This is a genomic window from Brevundimonas sp. AVps23W (genome assembly GCF_058681395.1).
This window is the reverse complement of record NZ_CM178738.1, coordinates 273,155-290,196: the sequence shown is the minus strand read 5'-3', so window position 1 is coordinate 290,196 and position 17,042 is coordinate 273,155. Positions and strand designations below refer to the sequence as shown.

Genomic DNA, 17,042 nt, shown 5'->3' with positions numbered 1-17,042 from the left:
CCGCAAGCTGTGGAGCATAGGCGCGCCGGGTTAAGGATTGTTCTTCTCTCCTGAGGGTGCGGGAGGTTCGGATCAGGGCCTCACGAATAGAGGAAGGGCGCCTGGTCCGGCGCCGCCTCGCGGATCTCAGAGGCTTCGCTGCGGTGGGCCTGACGTCGGCTGAAGTCGGCCTCGGCCCCCACGGTGTTGCGACGATAGATCAGGGCCTCGGCGATATGGCGGCGCAGAACTCCGGTGCAGCCGTCCAGATCGGCGATGGTGCGGGCCAGCCGCAGGGTCCGGGTCCAGCCGCGCGCGGTCAGACCCCCGGCCTCGCCCGCCCGCATCAGCAGCATCCGCCCCGCCTCGTCCGGGGTGGCGAACCGATCCAGGGTGTCGCCGGAGGCGCGGGCGTTCAGCCCCTGGGCCGGGTCCAGTCCCGCCTCGCGCACGCGGTCCTCTTGCTGGGCGCGGGCGGCGGCGACGCGAGCCTTGGCTTCTGCCGTGCCTTCGGGCGGGGGCGGCAGGGTCATGTCGGCGGCGGTGACCGGCGGGGTCTCGACCGTCAGGTCGATCCGGTCGAACATCGGGCCGGACACCCGGTTCTGATAGTCGCGTTGGCAGCGCGGAGCCTTGCCGCAGGCGCCCCGTCCGGCCCCGCCCATGCCGCAGCGACAGGGGTTCATCGCCGCCACCAGCTGGAACCGCGCCGGATAGCGGATATGGGCGTTGGCCCGCGCCACCACGATCTCGCCCGTCTCCAAGGGCGCGCGCAGGGAATCCAGGGCCTGGGCGCTGTACTCGGGCAGTTCGTCGAGGAACAGGACGCCGTTGTGGGCCAGGGACGCCTCGCCCGGCTTGGCCCGCAGACCCCCGCCGGTCAGGGCCGCCATCGAAGCAGAGTGATGGGGGCTTCTGAACGGTCGGTCCCGGGTCAGCGCCCCCCGCTCGATCAGGCCGGCGACCGACCAGACCATCGAGGTCTCCAGCAGTTCCTGCGAGGTCAGGGGCGGCAGGAGGCCGGGCAGGCGCTGCGCCATCATCGACTTGCCCGATCCCGGCGGGCCGATGAACAGCAGGTTGTGGCCGCCCGCCGCGGCGATTTCCAGCGCCCGCTTGGCGCCTTCCTGGCCCTTGACCTCGCGCAGATCGGGCACGGCCTTGCCGCTGGCCAGGGGGCCGGGCTCTGGTGCGCGCAGGACCTGGGTTCCCTTGAAGTGATTGACCAGGGCGATCAGGGACCGCGGCGCCAGGATGCGCGCCCCGCCGGCCCAGGCGGCCTCCGGCCCTGTGGCCTCGGGACAGATCAGGCCCAGGCTCATGGCGTCGGCGGCCACGGCGGCCGGCAGTGCGCCGCCCACCCGTGCGATCTGTCCGTCCAGCCCCAGCTCGCCGATGGCGGCCCAGCCGTCCAGGGCGTCGGGCGCGATCACTCCCATGGCCGCCATCAGGGCCAGGGCGATGGGCAGGTCGAAATGACTGCCCTCCTTGGGCAGGTCGGCCGGGGCCAGATTGGCGATGATCCGCCGCGACGGCAGGGCCAGGCCGATGCCGGCGAAGGCGCCCCGCACCCGTTCGCGGCTTTCGGCCACCGCCTTGTCCGGCAGGCCGACGATGGTGAAGACCGTCTGCTGATCCTGGCCGACCAGCTGGACCTCGACGTCCACGCGCCGAGCCTCCACCCCGTCAAAGGCGACCGTGACAACCCGCGCGACCATGGCGTTCCCTCCGCTGGAGAGAACGAAGCATGAACCGAACTCTAGCGCAAGGGGCGTTTACGCAACCTGTGCGGCGCGCTTCTTCTCGATCACGTCCCACATCAGGGCCGTGGCGTCGATGCCGGTGAAGGTCTTCAGCTGCTGGGCGCCGGTGGGGGAGGTGACGTTGATCTCGGTCAGATAGTCGCCGATCACGTCGATGCCGACGAAGATCAGGCCGCGCTCCTTTAGTGTCGGGCCGATGGCGGCGCAGATCTCCAGGTCGCGCGGGGTCAGTTCGACCGGCATGGCGGTGCCGCCGACGTGCAGGTTGGAGCGGACGGCGCCGGCCGCCGGGACGCGGTTGATGGCGCCGACGGGCTCGCCGTCGATCAGGATAATCCGCTTGTCGCCCTTGGACACGGCGGGGATGAATTTCTGGATCACCAGGGGGTCGCGGCTGCCGGCGGCGTGGATCTCGATCAGGGCGTCCAGATTGGGGTCGTCAGCGCGCAGCTTGACCACGCCCGAGCCGCCGTTGCCGTGCAGAGGCTTCAGCACGACCTCGCCGTGCGTCTTGTGGAAGGCGTCCAGGGCGACCGGATCGGCCGAGATCAGGGTCGGCGGCTGAAGGCCGGGGAAGGCGGTGACGAGCAGCTTCTCGGGCGCCGAACGCACCTGGGCCGGGTCGTTGACGACCAGGGTCCTGGGATGGACCGTCTCCAGCAGATAGGTGGCGGTGACATAGGCCATGTCGAACGGCGGATCCTGGCGCATCAGGATCACGTCCACGTCCTCGGCCAGGTCCAGCTTCACCCAGTCGCCGAAATCGACGTGGTTGCCGACCTCGCGTCGCACGGTGATCGGCCGGGCGCGGCAGTAGAGGCGGCCCTCTTCCAGGGCCAGGGTGCGGAAGTCATAGACCCACAGCCGGTGTCCGCGCGCCTGGGCCGTCTCGGCCATCAGGAAGCTGGTGTCCCCGGCGATGTCGACGGCCTCGATCGGGTCCATCTGGATGGCGATTTTCAGCATGAACGGATCCGTGGCGTGGGTGGGGACGGGGAAGGCGATCCCTCCACCTCGTCATCCTCGGGCTTGTCCCGAGGATCCATACGCTCCGTCGAAACCGGGGATCACGACAGAAACCGGGGGTATGGATCCTCGCCACAGGGGCGAGGATGACGGGCGGAAGGGGCGGGAAGCTAGTCCAGCTGACGCGCTTCCTCGGCCAGCATGATCGGCACGCCTTCGCGGATCGGATAGGCCAGTTTGGCGCCGGCCGAGATCAGCTCGCCCGCGTCGCGGTCATAGGTCAGCTTGCCGCGCGTGACCGGGCAGACCAGGACTTCGAGCAGGCGGGGATCGACGGAGACGGGCGTGTTGAAGGCGTCACTCATGGGCGGGTTCCTGAAAGCGTGGCCGCTTATTGCATAGACGGCGCAGCGTCGTCACCGCCGTCGGCGGCGTCGATGCGGAGCAGGGCGGTCAGGGCCTCGGCGCGGGGCATCAGGCCCATGGCCTCCAGCAGAGCCTGTTTCTCGGCCGGTTCGAACGGCAGGGCCATCGACAGGCTGTTGACCAGGGCCTCCATCGGCGCGGTCTCGGCGGTGTCCCAGTCGATGTCCAGCAGGCGGTGGGTCATATAGGCGCGCAGGGCGTCGAGGAAGGCGTGGCGGTCGAAGTCCGGCTCTTCCGGCGGGGGCGCCAGGTCGTCCTCATAGGCGTCAAAGGCGGCGCGCACCTGGCGATAGGGCGCCTTGGACGGCAGTTCGGCGGCGATGCGGAACCGCGACACCCCGGTCAGGGTGATCAGATACCGCCCGTCCGAGGTCTCGGCGAAACTGGTGATCCGCCCGGCGCAGCCGACCGGCGACAGGCCCGGCTGGGCCGGCGTCCCACCCTTGGGCTGGACCAGGCCGATGATCCGGTCCCCCGCCATGGCGTCGTCCACCATGTTCAGATAGCGCGGCTCGAAGATGTTCAGCGGCAGTTGTCCGCGCGGCAGCAGGATGGTCCCGCCCAGCGGAAACACCGGGATCACCTGCGGCAGATCCAAGGCTCGCACATAGCTTTGAGGCATGGGGACCAGGGCTCGTTCAGGAAAAGAGGATGGACGACAGACGGCGTCGGCCGTCCTTGGCCACGTCGGAGCTCAGGCCGGCTGCTTCGAAGATGACCAGCAGCTGTTTGCGCGCCGCCTGCTCGTTCCATTCGCGGTCGGCCTGGATGATGGCCAGCAGATTGTCGACCGCGCCCTTGAAGTCGCCGGCCGCGCTCTGGGCCTCGGCCAGGTCGAAACGGGCCTGGTGGTCGTTGGGGGCGGCCGCGACCCTGGCCTCAAGTTCGGCCGAGGCGCCTGAAGGGGCTTTCGCGGCCAGGGCCAACTGGGCGCGGACGCTCTGGACCGTCGGCTCCTTAGAGTCCTGGGGGGCCATGGCGATGGTCTGCAGCGCCTGCTCATGGTCGCCGCCGGCCAGATAGACCCGCGCCATGCCGGCGATGGCCTTCTCGTTCTGGGGCTCGATCGACAGGACGTGGGCGAAGGCCTGGGCCGCGCCGCCGAAGTCGTTGAGACCCAGCGACTCCTCGCCCAGCTCCAGCAGTTGCGCCGTCTCGGTCGAGCCCCCGGCGCCGCCGGTCAGCTTGTCGATGAAGGCCTTGATCTGGCTGTCGGGGATCGCGCCCTGGAAGCCGTCCACCGGCTGGCCGTTGACGAAGGCGTAGACGGTGGGGATCGACTGCACCCTCAGCTGGCCCGCATAGGCCGGATTGGCGTCCACATCGATCTTGACCATCTTCACCGCCCCCTTGGCGGCGCGCACGCCCTTCTCCAGCGCCGGGCCCAGGGTCCGGCACGGGCCGCACCAGGTGGCCCAGAAGTCGACGATCACCGGCTGATGCTTCGACGCCTCAATGACGTCGGTCATGAAGGAGGCGTCCGTGCCCTCCTTGATCAGGTCGTCGCCGGAGCGGTTGGGGGACAGGCTGGGGTCGATCAGGGTCATGGCTAAGTCCGTGCAGGCTCGAAGGTCGTAACGGACCAGATGGCGTCGGGATGCCTCGGCATCAAGCGGCGATTTGGCTGCGGGGCGCCCGGAGGAACGAAAGACGGGTCGCTCGTTCTGGCGCAAATGGCGCGAAAACACCGTGCCAAGGCGCCAAACCTGCCAAACATGGCGCGGCGGCGGTTGGTCGGCGCTGTGGCGTCGGGACGCCTCGGCATCAAGCGACGAAGGGGCCGCGAGGGCGGAAATAGACGAAATCCACTCGAAAAAAATGGAGTCTATTTTCGTCTATTCTTCGCGGGGCGGCAGGAGGTGCGTGGCCGGCGGCGGGGATTCAGTTTTCAAAGACCGTGCGGGGAGTGTCGCATGGTTTTGGAGCGTGGTGGGTTGAAGGGTGAAAAGTTTAGGGAATTATCTGATATTGCTGGATTTTTTCTAAGGAATTAGGATGGTAAACTCCCCCCCCCCCCCATGGCCATCCTAGCGGCCAAGCCACCTTTAGTTTGTCAGGCTGTTATTGAGGTGCGTGGGTATATGGCCGATGATCAGAAGCTGATCGTCTTCATGCCAATGGTAATATATCCTGAACATGCGTCTCGGATCGAATCCGCCGCCATATTTGATGTGGTGTTCGCACCAGACCTTCTCGCCGCGATAAGTCGCCGCATAAGCTGGGTAGCCTCTGATCGCATTCCGAACAGTAAAACAAGGTTGGTCGGAACACCCGAGCATCTCGAGTTGAGCCGTATAGGCAGCGCGGCGCTCGTCGCTTGAATCTCGTTTCATCGGAACGAATAGGTCATCAAGCATATAGAGCGCGTCACCGATAAGTGAGGGCGTGTCGAACTGAGCTTTCTTTTCCATCTCCTTTATAGCTTTGCTAGCGAACCAAATATTGGGTGACAGATTCCGGCTGGCCCAATCCTCGAAACCATCAAACCCGATCAGGGGCTCTCGGACGATGGGTGCTCCGCCTGACAGAGCGGCGCGAAAAACCTCGACTTGGGCGCGGTAGCGTGCGGCGTCGGCCTTAGTTTCTGCTAAGGCGCGCGCGAGCTCATTACGTTCAGCGTCCATCTCGATCATCCACTGATCCATCTCTTGGCGCGCTTTGTCGAGTTCTGCTTCCAGCCGCAGGTTTTCGTCCTCAAACAACTGGATTAAGCCTGCGCCGGACGTCGTGGTGCGTTCGGCGGCGATCATTTGAGCGGCGGCCGCTTGGCGAATGGCATCGAAACGCGGGTATTCACTGCGGGTGCCGCGCGTAATGGAGGCAGCCAAGACGGCAACTATGATCTCGTCGGTTCGGTCGTGGAAAATGGGTTTAGCTACCCAAAGCGGATGTTCAAAAGGATCGGATTCCTCCGCGCTAAACCCAGGCCAGTAAATGCGGGCGCCGCCGCCGAAGACTGACAGCAGCCGACCGAAACGCGCGCCGAACTCGCGCGAAGCGGCTTGGCTCAGGCTGAAACAGTGCGCCGCGCCCGCAAGCTTGCCCGCCAAGATCGTTGCATCCGCCACAGCGCGCCAATCCAAGCCGTCAGTCACGACGACTACCGGGAGGTTTCTGCTCGGATCATCAATCAGCGCGATCATGTCATCGACAGTGTCGGGGTCGGTCACCCGGATCGCCGTTTCTTCGAGCCGGACGCCATCGCCCAAGGCCATGGTCCGGCTAACCACTTGCCGAGCCACGCCGGGCAAGCTCGACACAAATGGGGTGTCCTCCCCCCGTGTGACGTTGATGAGCCGAGCGCCAAAATACACGCGACCTGACTGTTGGGCGACGGTGATCTCCGTCACCCAAGTGCGCCCAACGGTGTTTGCGTCCGGGAAATCTAGGCTCCCCGCCCAGACGCGGCCGTCATCGACGGTGAGCGTCACTGCCCGCGCGGGGTGAGTCCCACCGCCGCCAACGTCGAATGGGTTGGCCTGAAGCGCGTCGGCAGGGATGGCTGAGTTGCGGTTGCGCATCCAACCAGCAGCCTCGCGCACCGCAGTCTCGAAAGCAGTCGCGCTCCGGACCTCGAAGCTAACTTGTGATACCGAGCGGATCAGGACGTTGGACCCCACTGTACGCCGGCGAAGCGGCGTAAGAGCTTGGCCCAGGTTCGAACTCTCTGTCATTATCATAGCAACCCCTCCGCGTGTCAGCCTGCCTGTTCGCGCCATGAAAGACCAGTTGCGTTTTGATGCTCGCGCCCGACGCGCAAAAGGGAGCCCGCCAGCCTTCTCACGTCCAGTTTGGATGGGTTAGTTACGCGGACTCGCAATGGGCCTCACCCTAACGCCCCGAAATCCAACACCACCGGCTCCCGCCCCAGCAGCGCCAGCACCCGCCGGAACCCCGTCTGCTCCAGGGCCGTCGTGGCCGTATTGGTCAGGGGGTGGAAGTTGACGATGTCGGCGTCCCACAGGCGGCGGTCCAGGACGAAGGAGACGCGGCGGTCCGTGTCGTTGATCAGGGCCAGGGCGGTGACCGAGCCGGGGCGGACGCCCAGGGTTTCGAACATCAGGGTCTCGTTCCCGAACGACAGCCGGCCTGATCCCATCGCGGCGGCGGCGGCTTTCAGGTCGATGACCGTGTCCTGGCGGGCGGAGATCAGCCAGAGGCGGCCTTTGTGGTCCTTCAGGAACAGGTTCTTGGTGTGGGCGCCCGGCAGGTCGGCCTTGAGGTCCAGGCCTTCCTCGACGCGGAAGACGGCCGCGTGGTCGTGGGTGGTGTGGCCCACGCCGTTCTCGGCCAGCCAGGCAGTCAGGGCGTCACGGTCGAAAGCGGGGTGTGGCGTCATGGTTGAGCAGTCGCGTTTGCGGCGTTAGGAACGGTTCCATGGTCGATACCGTGCAGACGCGCCCGCTGGAACTGGAATGCTATCCGATGACGGCACGGCCGCCGGATCTGGTGCCCGGCCGTCAGTCGCGCAACTGGATGGACGCCTTCATCAGCCGCCACCCCTATCGCTGCCTGCCGCTGAACATGGCCAACACCACGGGGTGGGAGATCCTGTGCCCGTTCGGCTTCTCGGCCGAATGGAACGGCGGACCGCGCCAGGAAGACATCGTCATCACGCCCGATCGGCCCCAGCACGACCTGGCCCATTTCGTCACCTCGCACTTTTCGCGCGGGGTGCTGACCATGCACCCGCAGTATCTGTTCCGCACGCCGCCGGGCTGGGGGATGATGTGTTCGGGGTCGCCCAATCACCTGAAGGACGGGATCCAGCCGCTGGTCGGCCTGATCGAGACCGACTGGCTGCCCTTCCCCTTCACGATGAACTGGATCTTCACCCGGCCGGGCCGGATCACGTTCGAGAAGGGCGAGCCCTTCTGCTTCATCAATCTGATCGAGCACAAGAAGGTCGAACAGTTCCAGCCGGTGATCCGGACCCTGGAGTCCAACCCGGTGATGAAGGGCCAGTTCGAGGCCTGGAACCGCGCGCGCACCGATTTCAACCAGCGGCTGGCCGGCGGCGATCCGGACGCGGCCAAGGAGGCCTGGCAGCGCTACTACTTCAAGGGCGAGGTGCCCGAGGACCTGGGGGCGGCGCCGCCCACCCATTCGAACAAGCGCCGCCTGAAGTCGCCCCGCGTCGGCTGACGCGGGTGCGAAGAGGTCGGTGCGCTTAGCGGCGCACCGCCTCCAGCGCCGCCTTTTGCAGGGCGAACAGTTCGGTGCAGCCGATCTCGGCCAGGGAGAAGAGGCGGTCGAACTCGGCGCGGGAGAAGCCGCGCTTCTCGCCGGTGGCCTGGACCTCGACGATCTGGCCCGCGCCGGTCAGGACGAAGTTGGAATCGGCCTCGGCCTCGGAATCCTCTTCATAGTCCAGGTCCAGCACCGGCACGCCGTCGCAGACGCCGCACGACACCGCCGCCACCTGGTCTAGGATTGGGTCGGACTTCAGCACCCCTTCGTCGCGCAGATAGTTGAGGGCTGAGGCCATGGCGACCCAGGCGCCGGTGATGGAGGCGGTGCGGGTGCCGCCGTCGGCCTGGATGACGTCGCAGTCCAGCACCACCTGACGCTCGCCCAGGGCCTTCAGATCGACGACGGCGCGCAGCGAGCGGCCGATCAGGCGCTGAATCTCCTGGGTGCGGCCCGTCTGTTTGCCGGCGGCGGCCTCGCGGCGGCCGCGGGTGTGGGTGGCGCGGGGCAACATGCCGTATTCGGCGGTGACCCAACCCTGGCCCTTGCCGCGCATCCAGCCGGGAATGCTCTCCTCGACCGAGGCCGTCACCAGAACCTTGGTGTGGCCGAAAGTGATCAGGCACGAACCCTCGGCATAGCGGTTGACGCCGGTCTCGATGGTCACGGGACGCAGTTGGTCGTCGGTGCGTTGCGAATGGCGCATGAGATGGGTCCTTGGAAAGTCTGGCCTTGGAAGCGGGGGCGCCGGTGCTTATCCTGAAACCGTGAGCCTGTATGCCCCCAAAACCCCGCCGTTCGACGGCGCCCAGTCCCCAGGCATGGCCTTTGCGGGGCTGGCGGGTCTGGATGCGCGCGCACGCGACATCTTCCGGCGCATCGTCGAATCCTATCTGGAGACGGGCGAGCCGGTCGGGTCGCGGACCCTGTCGCTGGGCGGAATCGCCCTGTCGCCGGCCTCGATCCGCAATACGATGCAGGACCTGACCCTGGCCGGTCTGCTGGCCGCGCCGCATACGTCGGCGGGGCGGATCCCGACCCATGCGGGCCTGCGCCTGTTCGTCGACGGCCTGCTGGAGATCGGCGACCTGACGAAGGAGGAGCGGCGCGAGATCGACGGGCGGCTGGCCGGGCGGGGGCGGAATTTCGAATCCGCCCTGGACGAGGCGTCCAACCTGTTGTCCGGCCTGGCGGGCGGCGCGGGCGTGGTGTCCAGCCCGGTGCGCGAGTCCGGGGTCAAACACGTGGAGTTCGTGGCCCTGGGCGGGGATCAGGCCCTGGCGGTCATCGTCGCCGACGACGGCACTGTCGAGAACCGGATCATGACCCTGGCGGCCGGGGTCACGCCCTCGACCCTGGTCGAGGCCTCCAACTTCCTCAACGCCCGTCTGCGCGGCCGACCCTTCGCCGACGCCAAGCGCGAGATGACCCAGGAGCTGGAGATCGCGCGGCGCGAGCTGGACCAGACCGCCGCCCGCCTGGTCGAGGACGGGTTCGCCGCCTGGTCCGGCGGGCCGGACCGCGAGCGCGCCCTGATCGTGCGGGGCCGGGCCAACCTGTTGCAGGACGGCGAAGGCCTGGCGGATCTGGAGCGGGTGCGCGTCCTGTTCGACGACCTGGAGCAGAAGGAACAGCTGATCGGCCTGCTGGACGGGGTGGATGCGGCGCAAGGCGTGCGAATTTTCATCGGCGCCGAAACACGGTTGTTTTCACTTTCGGGTTCCGCCGTGATCGCGGCGCCCTATATGAGCGGCCGACAGCGGGTTCTGGGCGCCATCGGCGTCATAGGCCCCGCAAGACTGAACTACGCCCGTGTCATTCCGTTGGTGGACTATACCGCCCGGGTGCTGGGCCGGATGCTGGACGGGAACGACAAGTGAGCGACAAGCCCCTTAACGACGAATTCAACGAACTGGACGCCGATATGGCGGAAATGAACGCCGAACACGGCCTGGACGCCCAGCCGTCAGATGACCTGGCGCCGCTGGACGCCGTCATCGCCGAGCGTGACGAGTGGAAGGACCGCGCCCTGCGCGTCGCCGCCGAGATGGAGAACCTGAAGCGGCGCGCCGAGACGCAGCAGAACGACGCCCGCGCCTTCGCCATCCAGCGCTTCGCCAAGGATCTGCTGGGCGTGGCCGACAATCTGGAACGCGCCCTGATGGCCGCGCCCAAGGACACCGACGGCCCGACCGTCGCCCTGGTGACCGGTTTGGAAATGACCCAGAAGGCCCTGTTGCAGGCGTTCGAAACCAATGGGCTGAAGCGGGTCGCGCCCGAGGCCGGCGAGGCCTTCAACCCCCATCTGCACCAGGCCATGATCGAACAGCCGTCGGACACGGTTCCGGGCGGCGCCGTGCTGCAAACCATGCAGTCCGGCTTCGAACTGTTCGGCCGCACCATCCGTCCGGCCATGGTCGTGGTCGCGGCCAAGGGGTCCGGCGCGCAGGCGTCGAACCCCTATGGCGCGGCGCCCGAGGCCGAGACGCACGCCTTCGACAGCAAGGCCTGATCGTCTGGGCGTGAGTAGTGATTAGTGAGCAAGCCGTGAGCGAGAAGTGAGCCGGGGTTTCTACGCGCGCCGCTCACCTCTTGCTCACTAACACTACTCACCAACACCCACCTCAGAACTGACGCCGCCACCCGCCGATCAGGGCGAACTCGGGCGGCGCGTCGGCGACGTGACGCGGTTCGCGGCTGGCGACGGCCTGGACCGACAGGCTTGAGCCGTCCCACAGCTGACGCTCGCCGCCCAGGATGAAGTCGATCTGACGCCCGCTTGGCGTGGCCGAGAAGCTGCGGCGCGAATAGGTCAGGGGGTCGAAATAATCGACCGGCACGTCCGCCAGCCAGGCTGAGAATGTGCCCCGTTCGATCCGCAGCGGCTGTGACACGGTGAAGCTGATCCGGTCGCACAGGATGGTGCAGCCGGTCAGCAGGGCCAGCCGCCAGTTGGAGCTGATCGCCGCCTGATCGGTCGAGAGGAAGCGGCCCTCTGTGTCGGTCGCGCCCAGGCCGGCCTCGCCGATCAGGGCCAGGCCGGGCCGCAGGGTCCAGTCGCCGCCGACCGCATAAAAGTTGGTCCGCGAGGGCAGGGCGAAGTCCGATCCGCCCGGCAGGAAGGCGCCGAGCGGGCCCAGACGCTCGTCCAGGACGCCCAGGCTGAGCGACAGGCCGCCGTCGGCGCCGCGCCAGGCCAGGGTGGCGCGGCTATAGGTCGAGGCCTCTTCCTCGACCCGACGCAGGGGCATGCGGCGGTCGCCGCCGCCGCTCTCGGCCGCCAGGGTCAGGGCGCCGAAGCGGACGGCGCCGCGCATCGCATGATCGACCTGGGCCAGGGCGGCGAAACCGTCGCCGGCCGCGCCGTCGAACGGCGAGGACGCCCCGCCGCGGCCCTGCCAGGTCGCGAAGCTCAGCCGGCCCATCTCCAGGTCCAGCATGGCCTCCTGCCGGGGCTCGTCGCCCAGCCAGGGGGCGTCGGTCAGGTCGTAGCGCGGGGCGATGGGCTCGGGCGTCGGGGCCGGCTGGGACGCGGTCAGGTTCAGCCGACCGCCGTTGGGCAGGGCCAGGCGCGTCGTCGCCGTGCGGCTGGGTTCGAACGGGGCGGCCTGGTACGAGCGGCTGGGCGCGGTCGGATAGGCTGCACCCAGCTGGACCGCGAACATCCGGTCATAGCCGTCGAACAGGACGGTCCCCAGGGCCGTCTGGCGGGAGAAGGCGTCGCCGAAGGCGGGGCCGACGAAACTGCCCGGCTCGGCCTCAGCGACGATGGCGCCGCCGTCGGCCATGGGGACGGACGTGGCGCCCGCCGGCTGGAAGGCGCGGGCCATGTCCAGCAGGCCGCGGCCATAGACGATGTCGGTCCCGGCGTCGCCGGCGTCGCGCGCCGTGTCGATCAGTATGGCCAGGGCCTGACGCGCCGTCAGATTGGGGAAGGCGTCCATCAGCAGGGCCAGGGCGCCCGAGACATGGGGCGCCGAGAAGGAGGTGCCGTTGATCCGCCAGCAGCTGGTTCCGTCGCAGCCGGTGATGACGTCCTCGCCGGGCGCCGAGATATAGGCGGCGGCCGTCACCCCTGCGCGGTTCGAGAAGTCGGACATGAGATTGGCGGCGCCGTGCGAACCCACGGCGATGACGCCGCCGGCGAAGCGGGGATCGACCGCATATTGGGCCGGCCAGCCGGGGTTGGCCTCGCCGTCATTGCCCGACGAGGCGACGATGACCGCCCCGGAATCGACGGCGCGCAGCAGGGCCGCCTCGAAGGCGGCGCCGAACCGCCCGTCTCCGCCCAGGGACATGTTGATGATCTTGACCCCGTTGGCCACGGCGAAGTCCAGGGCCCGAACCAGGTCCGAACTGCTGAAACAGACGTCGTCTTCCTCATCCTCGCAGTCGGAGATGTCGGCGCGGATCGACAGTATGGTCGATTCATAGGCGACGCCGACCGAGCCCAGGCCGTTGAAGTTCGACGCGATCACCCCGGACACCAGGGTTCCGTGGCTGTCGTCGGCGACATAGGGGGTGTTGCGGCCCGTGATCACGTCGGTCGAGGCGCTGGAGATGCGGCCGACCAGATCCGCCTGGTTGTTGCTGACGCCGGAATCGACCACGGCGACGGTGACGCCGTTCCCGGTGGCGCCGGCCTGCCAGGCGACCTCGGCCTTCATATTGGCCACGCCATAGCTGCGCAGATATTCGCTCGACGTCACCGAAGGGGGCGGCGGCGGCGGAGGGGGAGGAGGAGGGGGCGGCGGTGGCGGGGGTGGCGGCACGACCGGCGTTACGGCTCCACCCCCGCCGCCCCCTCCTCCGCCGCCACAGGCCGCGAGGGGAAGAAACAGGAGGCCCGCACCGAGCAGGATCGCCCTACGCCACTGTGAATTCGCCACCTTCGCCCCTCCATGACACACAGCCCGGCGCAGTGTGTCACATCAGTAGCAATTCAACTTCTTAAAGATTTGTCGAAGACCGCGAGTAGTTTCGACCAGCCGTCCTTGGCGTCGGCTTCGGCGTAGCTGGCGCGATAGTCGGCGTGGAAGCCGTGGGGCGCGTCGGGATAGACGATGATCCGGCTGTCGGTCTGGCCCGCGCGGGCCAGGGCCTCGCGCATCCGCTCGACACTGGCCAGGGGGATGCCCTGGTCCTGGCCGCCGTAAAGCCCCAGGACCGGCGCCTTCAGATCGTCGGCCAGATCCACCGGCCAGGGCTGGCCCGACGAGACCTGGACCGGGGTCGCGTCGGGGGCGGGGGCCAGGCGACCGTACCAGGCCACGCCGGCGCCGATGACGGCGAACCGCGCCGCCGCCTGCCACACCACCTTGCCGCCCCAGCAGAAGCCGGTGATCCCGACCTTGCCGTCGCGCGCCCACAACTGCTGGCTGGTCCATTCCAGGGTCGCGGACAGGTCGCCCATCACCTGTTCGTAGTCGGCCGCCCCGACGATCTGCATGATCCGGCCCATGTCGGCCAGGGGCGCCGGGTCCTCGACCCGGTTGAAGAAGGCCGGGGCGATGGCGGCGTAGCCCTGTTTGGCCAGTCGGCGGCAGATGTCCTTGATATAGGCGTGGACGCCGAAGATCTCGGACACCACCACCACGACGGGGAAGGGGCCTTCGCCGGCCGGGCGGGCCAGATAGGCCGGCAGCTCGAACCCGTCCGGCGCCGGATAGGTGACCTCGGCCGTCTCGAGCCCGGCGTTGTCGGTGGTGATCGGCTGGGCCTCCTTGGCCAGGGCCGCGACCGCAAAGCCGGAGAAGAGCAGTCCCCCCAGGGCGCCCACCGCCCGGCGGCTGAGCTTCAGATCATCGGCGGTCTGGCCTTCGGGACGGATCAGGGTGGTCATGGGACGGCTCCAGAAACGGGGGAGCCGCAGACCATCACGGCGCGCGGGGGGCGTCCAGTCAACTTAGGCGGAAGCGGATCCGATCTGTTTGGCGAAACAGATGGCTTCCGGCCGGCCGACATAGCGACCATAGGGCGGAACTTCGCAGTAGTCCGCGCGGAGATAGAAGCCCACGGCCACCGTGTTGACGCGGCGCGTCTCCAGCTGGATTTCGGCGTAGCCGAGGGTTTTCGCCCGCGCTTCCAGGGCCGCGAGCACGGCGGAACCCACGCCCTGTCCGGCGACCGCCGCATACATGCGCTTGATTTCGGCGACGCCCGGCTGGAGCGGACGCAAGGCCCCGCAGCCAATGGCCCGACCCTGCGCGTCCCGCGCCAGCAGGAAGGCGGCGCCCGGCCCCCGAACATCGTCCGCGTCGAACGAGGCCTGACCGCTGGAGCCCGTGATCGCCGCCAGTCGCTGGGACAGGGCGGCGATCAGGACGCGAGCGTCGGGATGGTCGGGATCGGCGTCCTCGATATGGATCATCCCGGGTCGATCCTTAGTGCCGGAAGACCCGAACGCCGGTGAAGGCCATGGCGATGCCCTTCTCGTCGGCGGCGGCGATGACCTCGGCGTCGCGCATCGAGCCGCCGGGCTGGATCACCGCCGTGGCGCCGGCCGCGACGGCTTCCAGCAGGCCGTCGGCGAAGGGGAAGAAGGCTTCGGAGGCGCAGGCCGAACCCTCGGCCAGGGACTGGGTCAGACCCTTGGCCTCACCGGCTTCCTTGGCGCGGATGGCGGCGATGCGGGCGCTGTCGCGGCGGTTCATCTGGCCGGCGCCGATGCCGGCGGTCTGGCCGTCCTTGGCATAGACGATGGCGTTGGACTTGACGTGTTTGGCCACGGTGAAGGCGAACAGCATGTCCTGGATTTCGGTCGGGGTCGGATGGCGCTTGGTGACGATCTTCAGGTCCGACGGCTTGATCAGGCTGCGGTCGCGGCTCTGGACCAGGAAGCCGCCGGCGACCGAGCGGAACACCTCGCCCGGTCCGTGCGGATCGGGCAGGCCGTCCGTGATCAGCAGGCGCAGGTTCTTCTTGGCGGCGAAGACTGCCTTGGCCTCGTCATCGGCGCCGGGGGCGATGACGACTTCGGTGAAGATGCCGGTGATGGCGCGGGCGTCGTCGCCGTTCAGCGGACGGTTGACCGCGATCACGCCCCCGAAGGCCGAGACGGCGTCGCATTCCAGGGCGCGGGCATAGGCTTCCGACAGGTCCTTGCCGACCGCCACGCCGCAGGGGTTGGCGTGTTTGACGATGACCACGGCCGGGGCCTCGAACTCGGCGACCAGCTCATAGGCGGCGTCGGCGTCGGCGATATTGTTGTAGCCCAGCTCCTTGCCCTGGATCTGGGTCGCATGGGCCACGCCGGGACGCGCCTCGCCAGTGCGGTAGAAGGCGCCGCTCTGGTGCGGGTTTTCGCCGTAGCGCAGGGTCTGGGCCAGAGAACCGGCGATCGACTTGCGAGCGGGTGCGATGTCCTCGACCTGCTGGGCGAACCAGCCGGAGACGGCGGCGTCATAGGCGGCGGTGCGGGCGAAGGCGCGGGCGGCCAGGCGCTTGCGCAGGGCCAGATCGGTCGAACCCTCGGCCTTCAGCGCCTCGAGGATCAGGCCGATGCTCTCGCCGTCCACGGCGACGGCGACATAGCCGTGGTTCTTCGAGCCCGAACGGATCATGGCCGGGCCGCCGATGTCGATATTCTCGACCGCCGCCTCGAACGAGCCGCCCGCAGCAACAGTGGATTCGAACGGATAGAGGTCGATCCAGACGATATCGATGGCGCCGATGCCATGGTCGATCATTGACTGGGCGTGGTCTGCCGCGTCGCGCACGCCCAGAAGGCCGCCGTGGACCACGGGGTGCAGGGTCTTGACCCGGCCGTCCATCATCTCGGGGAAGCCGGTCAGATCGGCCACGTCCTTGACCGGCAGGCCCAGTTTGGCGATCGCCGCGCGCGTGCCGCCGGTCGAGACCAGTTCGACGCCCAGGTCGTGCAGGGTGCGGGCGGCGTCTTCCAGCCCGGCCTTGTCGGACAGGGAGATCAGGGCGCGTTGCGGCTTGACCCGGTCGGGTGCGGGCGGGAAGTCGGGAGCGGCGGGCATGGCGGCGTCCGTGAAGGCTGGGGGAGGATGGCGGGGCGTCTAGCACCATCGGCAGGCCGCGTCAGCCTTGCGGGGCTGTCGGAGGAGACGTAATTCGTCAGTCTAGATCGAATTCCGCCGTCGCCCGCTCGCAGAAGAAGCCGTGATCACCGATACGGATTAGGATCGACGCAACCGCGCCACCCCGTAAAAACGTGACAATGTGTGGCACGCCCTGATCGTTCAATTCGCCAATGATCAAGTCGGCGATCACGGGCGGCGCTACCGCCAATTGGTGCACAGGCGAACGAGCGACTTCCAGAAACCACGATAGCCTGTCGCCGCCATTCAAGATGTCCGAGGGCGAGCTTAATGCATCGACATCCAGAAGGTAGTTCTGAACACGGGCGTAGACGTCCAACGGTCGCGGGATCGACCCATTGCAAAAGATCGAAACAGTCGATGGCTGGGCCCAAGGAAGGTCTGATGTACGCTCCATGTGGAACATATCTAGCGCCTCGTCCCATTCGGGATCGACAAGCTCCGAAAGATCGATCGAACCACAGGTCACACCTTCGAAACGGAACTGGATTTCACCGTCGATGTCCGGTCGATTCTCGACCCACCACGATGCGCCTTCCACCGATAAGGTCGCCATGTCGCCGACCAGAGAAAAAGACGTGATCCGGGTTGGATGCGAGATCGGCCGCGTCGCCATCAGGTCGAACAGATCAATCGTACCCCGCGCCAT

At 67.6% G+C, this 17,042-nt stretch carries 16 protein-coding genes; 3 read left to right on the top strand and 13 right to left on the bottom strand.

Annotation, left to right across the window (positions count from 1 at the left end):
• Positions 1-80 precede the first annotated feature (80 nt).
• The 7 genes from ACW177_RS01375 to ACW177_RS01345 form a co-directional block, all read right to left on the bottom strand.
• Complete coding sequence (locus ACW177_RS01375; RefSeq protein ID WP_492026880.1) at positions 81-1,697, bottom strand: YifB family Mg chelatase-like AAA ATPase; 1,617 nt, start codon at positions 1,695-1,697, stop codon at positions 81-83.
• Positions 1,698-1,754: 57 nt separating this feature from the next.
• Complete coding sequence (gene gshB / locus ACW177_RS01370) at positions 1,755-2,708, bottom strand: glutathione synthase (RefSeq protein ID WP_492026879.1); 954 nt, start codon at positions 2,706-2,708, stop codon at positions 1,755-1,757.
• 170 nt (positions 2,709-2,878) lie between these two features.
• Positions 2,879-3,073 carry a Trm112 family protein gene (locus ACW177_RS01365; protein ID WP_271164955.1) on the bottom strand — a complete coding sequence of 65 codons (195 nt, stop codon included), beginning with the start codon at positions 3,071-3,073 and terminating at the stop codon, positions 2,879-2,881.
• Positions 3,074-3,099: 26 nt separating this feature from the next.
• Entirely contained in the window at positions 3,100-3,756 is a 657-nt protein-coding gene (locus ACW177_RS01360) for an LON peptidase substrate-binding domain-containing protein (RefSeq protein ID WP_492026878.1), read from the bottom strand.
• 16 nt (positions 3,757-3,772) lie between these two features.
• Complete coding sequence (locus ACW177_RS01355; RefSeq protein ID WP_492026877.1) at positions 3,773-4,681, bottom strand: tetratricopeptide repeat protein; 909 nt, start codon at positions 4,679-4,681, stop codon at positions 3,773-3,775.
• A 498-nt stretch (positions 4,682-5,179) separates the two neighbouring features.
• Entirely contained in the window at positions 5,180-6,655 is a 1,476-nt protein-coding gene (locus ACW177_RS01350) for a hypothetical protein (protein ID WP_492026876.1), read from the bottom strand.
• A 305-nt stretch (positions 6,656-6,960) separates the two neighbouring features.
• Positions 6,961-7,473, bottom strand: a complete 513-nt coding sequence (locus tag ACW177_RS01345; protein ID WP_492026875.1) for a prolyl-tRNA synthetase associated domain-containing protein — start codon at positions 7,471-7,473, stop codon at positions 6,961-6,963.
• Between the two features lie 38 nt (positions 7,474-7,511).
• Here ACW177_RS01345 and ACW177_RS01340 point away from each other — a divergent pair, with 38 nt between their 5' ends.
• The gene (locus tag ACW177_RS01340) at positions 7,512-8,279 is read left to right on the top strand and encodes a DUF6065 family protein (RefSeq protein WP_267514950.1); all 768 of its coding nucleotides are present in this window, start codon (positions 7,512-7,514) and stop codon (positions 8,277-8,279) included.
• 25 nt (positions 8,280-8,304) lie between these two features.
• On the opposite strand, the gene rph is transcribed toward ACW177_RS01340, so the two are convergent.
• Positions 8,305-9,030 carry a ribonuclease PH gene (rph, locus tag ACW177_RS01335; RefSeq protein WP_267514951.1) on the bottom strand — a complete coding sequence of 242 codons (726 nt, stop codon included), beginning with the start codon at positions 9,028-9,030 and terminating at the stop codon, positions 8,305-8,307.
• A gap of 115 nt (positions 9,031-9,145) precedes the next feature.
• On the opposite strand from rph, the gene hrcA reads away from it, so the two are divergent.
• Both hrcA and grpE read left to right on the top strand, forming a co-directional pair.
• Positions 9,146-10,204: a heat-inducible transcriptional repressor HrcA gene (hrcA, locus tag ACW177_RS01330; protein ID WP_492028051.1), complete on the top strand. Its 1,059-nt coding sequence runs from the start codon at positions 9,146-9,148 to the stop codon at positions 10,202-10,204.
• Positions 10,205-10,257: 53 nt separating this feature from the next.
• Positions 10,258-10,836 carry a nucleotide exchange factor GrpE gene (gene grpE / locus ACW177_RS01325; RefSeq protein ID WP_492028050.1) on the top strand — a complete coding sequence of 193 codons (579 nt, stop codon included), beginning with the start codon at positions 10,258-10,260 and terminating at the stop codon, positions 10,834-10,836.
• Positions 10,837-10,948: 112 nt separating this feature from the next.
• Here the strand turns inward: grpE and ACW177_RS01320 are convergent, their stop codons facing one another.
• From ACW177_RS01320 to ACW177_RS01300, 5 genes are all read right to left on the bottom strand, one after another.
• Positions 10,949-13,033: a S8 family peptidase gene (locus tag ACW177_RS01320; RefSeq protein WP_492026874.1), complete on the bottom strand. Its 2,085-nt coding sequence runs from the start codon at positions 13,031-13,033 to the stop codon at positions 10,949-10,951.
• Positions 13,034-13,266: 233 nt separating this feature from the next.
• Positions 13,267-14,166, bottom strand: coding sequence for a dienelactone hydrolase family protein (locus ACW177_RS01315; RefSeq protein ID WP_492026873.1), 900 nt, complete (start codon positions 14,164-14,166; stop codon positions 13,267-13,269).
• A 63-nt stretch (positions 14,167-14,229) separates the two neighbouring features.
• Positions 14,230-14,694 (bottom strand): GNAT family N-acetyltransferase, encoded by a 465-nt coding sequence (locus ACW177_RS01310; protein ID WP_492026872.1) that lies wholly within the window; start codon positions 14,692-14,694, stop codon positions 14,230-14,232.
• Positions 14,695-14,707: 13 nt separating this feature from the next.
• Entirely contained in the window at positions 14,708-16,312 is a 1,605-nt protein-coding gene (purH, locus tag ACW177_RS01305; RefSeq protein ID WP_492026871.1) for a bifunctional phosphoribosylaminoimidazolecarboxamide formyltransferase/IMP cyclohydrolase, read from the bottom strand.
• A gap of 97 nt (positions 16,313-16,409) precedes the next feature.
• Positions 16,410-17,042, bottom strand: coding sequence for a hypothetical protein (locus ACW177_RS01300; RefSeq protein ID WP_492026870.1), 633 nt, complete (start codon positions 17,040-17,042; stop codon positions 16,410-16,412).

Bases quoted from the DNA above. Each gene is read 5' to 3' on its own strand.
- ACW177_RS01375 (WP_492026880.1), bottom strand. From the start codon at position 1,697: ATGGTCGCGCGGGTTGTCACGGTCGCCTTTGACGGGGTGGAGGCTCGG.
- gshB (WP_492026879.1), bottom strand. From the start codon at position 2,708: ATGCTGAAAATCGCCATCCAGATGGACCCGATCGAGGCCGTCGACATC.
- ACW177_RS01365 (WP_271164955.1), bottom strand. From the start codon at position 3,073: ATGAGTGACGCCTTCAACACGCCCGTCTCCGTCGATCCCCGCCTGCTC.
- ACW177_RS01360 (WP_492026878.1), bottom strand. From the start codon at position 3,756: ATGCCTCAAAGCTATGTGCGAGCCTTGGATCTGCCGCAGGTGATCCCG.
- ACW177_RS01355 (WP_492026877.1), bottom strand. From the start codon at position 4,681: ATGACCCTGATCGACCCCAGCCTGTCCCCCAACCGCTCCGGCGACGAC.
- ACW177_RS01350 (WP_492026876.1), bottom strand. From the start codon at position 6,655: ATGCGCAACCGCAACTCAGCCATCCCTGCCGACGCGCTTCAGGCCAAC.
- ACW177_RS01345 (WP_492026875.1), bottom strand. From the start codon at position 7,473: ATGACGCCACACCCCGCTTTCGACCGTGACGCCCTGACTGCCTGGCTG.
- ACW177_RS01340 (WP_267514950.1), top strand. From the start codon at position 7,512: ATGGTCGATACCGTGCAGACGCGCCCGCTGGAACTGGAATGCTATCCG.
- rph (WP_267514951.1), bottom strand. From the start codon at position 9,030: ATGCGCCATTCGCAACGCACCGACGACCAACTGCGTCCCGTGACCATC.
- hrcA (WP_492028051.1), top strand. From the start codon at position 9,146: ATGGCCTTTGCGGGGCTGGCGGGTCTGGATGCGCGCGCACGCGACATC.
- grpE (WP_492028050.1), top strand. From the start codon at position 10,258: ATGAACGCCGAACACGGCCTGGACGCCCAGCCGTCAGATGACCTGGCG.
- ACW177_RS01315 (WP_492026873.1), bottom strand. From the start codon at position 14,166: ATGACCACCCTGATCCGTCCCGAAGGCCAGACCGCCGATGATCTGAAG.
- ACW177_RS01310 (WP_492026872.1), bottom strand. From the start codon at position 14,694: ATGATCCATATCGAGGACGCCGATCCCGACCATCCCGACGCTCGCGTC.
- purH (WP_492026871.1), bottom strand. From the start codon at position 16,312: ATGCCCGCCGCTCCCGACTTCCCGCCCGCACCCGACCGGGTCAAGCCG.
- ACW177_RS01300 (WP_492026870.1), bottom strand. From the start codon at position 17,042: ATGGCGCGGGGTACGATTGATCTGTTCGACCTGATGGCGACGCGGCCG.